This is a genomic window from Aeromonas sp. 604176, assembly GCF_049170755.1.
GTDB classification, from domain to species: Bacteria; Pseudomonadota; Gammaproteobacteria; order Enterobacterales; family Aeromonadaceae; genus Aeromonas; species Aeromonas veronii_A.
In genome coordinates, this window is sequence record NZ_JAAKNE010000236.1 from 1 (window position 1) to 1772 (window position 1772).

The 1772-nt window shown below is 60.3% G+C and carries 2 protein-coding genes and 1 pseudogene; 1 reads left to right on the top strand and 2 read right to left on the bottom strand.

Features of this window, described 5'->3' with window-relative positions:
• On the top strand, positions 1 to 211 hold a 211-nt coding region (locus G5358_RS20955), incomplete at its 5' end, for a hypothetical protein (RefSeq protein ID WP_421324869.1).
• Positions 212 to 441: 230 nt separating this feature from the next.
• On the opposite strand, the gene G5358_RS20960 is transcribed toward G5358_RS20955, so the two are convergent.
• Positions 442 to 1488, bottom strand: a complete 1047-nt coding sequence (locus G5358_RS20960; protein ID WP_052815223.1) for an NAD(P)H-dependent flavin oxidoreductase — start codon at positions 1486 to 1488, stop codon at positions 442 to 444.
• A gap of 203 nt (positions 1489 to 1691) precedes the next feature.
• Positions 1692 to 1772: pseudogene (locus G5358_RS20965) on the bottom strand (ribonuclease); the annotation flags it as partial.

The following is a 1772-nucleotide window of genomic DNA, read 5'->3' on the forward strand; positions in this document are numbered from 1 at the left end:
TCAAAAATTGTTTTTGATGCTCGATGCTGTGAGTGCCCACACAGATTGCTTGATTCAAATTGTTAAAGAGCGACGCAGCTTTTGGCTGCTGCGGGAGTGGCATTCTACTCAACCGCCTTCTCGAGTCAAGCCTTATTTTCAAAGGCTTTTCGAGGCTACCGACCGGCTTGTTTGCGTTGCCGCTTGCCCTGTCGATGGAGGCGCATTATAGAGACATAGATCACATTGGCAAGCCTTCATCGCAATAAAATTGCAAAAAAATGCAAATTCTTAGTTATTCATATCAAAACACAGCTTTTATACAGACTTACTCACAGGACAAGCCCGGAAAGGGCTCATTCTGCACCCTATTGCCTCCCGTTCCTCTCTGCCCGTCTCCTGTTCGAAGGGTTGCTGACCATATCAATCCATATATAAAGGAAGAGAATCGCAAAGTGACGCTCAGACCAGTCCTGCCTCAGCAACCCAGGCAGCGATCAGCTCGGCTGCCGCCATGGAGCGGCAACCCGATATGTTCTGCCCGGCCCAGAGTGGCGAGAAACCGCGGTCTCCCGCCTTTTCGGCTGCGGCACGCAACGGAGCCAATGCGCCGCTGGCATACGGGAAGTCTGGCGGCAGCGCCGAAAGGGGGCCGAGTTCCCGCATCAAGCGGTTGACTATCCCCCGCGCCGGACGGCCGCTGAACAGATTGGTCAGTGCGGTGTGTTGGCCATGCCTCCCCTTCAGCGCCGCACGGTGCAGGGGCGAGGTCGTCGCCTCGTGGCAACAGAGGAACGCCGTTCCCATCTGGACTGCGCTGGCCCCCAGTGTCAAGGCAACCTTGATCCCCTTGCCGTCGACTATGCCCCCGGCGGCGATGACAGGCAGATCCACTGCCGCCACTACCTGTGGTAGAAGGGTAAAGGTGCCCTGCTGCAAGCTGAGATCCTCACTCAGGAAGTGACCGCGATGGCCACCCGCCTCCAGCCCCTGGGCGATGACGGCATCGGCTCCGTGGTCAGCAAGCCACTGCGCTTCTGCCACCGTGGTGGCGCTGGCAAACACTTTTGCGCCTGTGGCTTTTACCTGGGCAAGCAATTCGGGCTCGGGCAAGCCGAAGTGGAAACTGACCACGGCAGGTTTGAACTCTGCAAGCAGGGCCGCATGCTCGTCATTGAAGGGGGCCCGAGAGGGGGCTCGCGACGGCGCAGCGGCATCCACCCCGAACTCGGCGTAATAGGGTAACAGTACCTGGCGCCAGCGCTGCTCCGCTGCCGGTTCCGGCTCGTGCTGCCGATGGCAAAAGAAGTTGATGTTGTATGGGCCCGGCCCGCTGGCGGCGAGGCGGCTCAGCTCCTGGCGCAGATCGGCACCACTCAGCATGGCGGCAGGCAGGGAGCCCAGTGCCCCCGCACTGGTCGCCGCCATCGCCAGGGCGCTGTCCTGCACGCCCGCCATGGGGGCCTGAATGACGGGATAGCGCATCCCCAGTTCGGCAAAGAGCGTCATATGATGGTTTCCTGTTTCTGATGGTGAGTCTGCCTGTGCGACAGAGGAGGGTTGAGTCGGCAGAGCGCACTTGACGTGCTGACACGTCGTCTGGCCATATCGCCTGTCCAGTTCCCGGCCAGACATCCTGCCTTGGCTTTCATCCATCAGGCTCCTTGAGGTTCATGGCACATCGGGCCCGCGAAGGGCCCGAACGTGAAGTGTCAGCGCACGCTGCGCAGCAGGAAGTCCGGCTGGCCACAGGAGCGGCGCTCCCGCTTCTGCATCTCGTCGGAGCAGGGGAC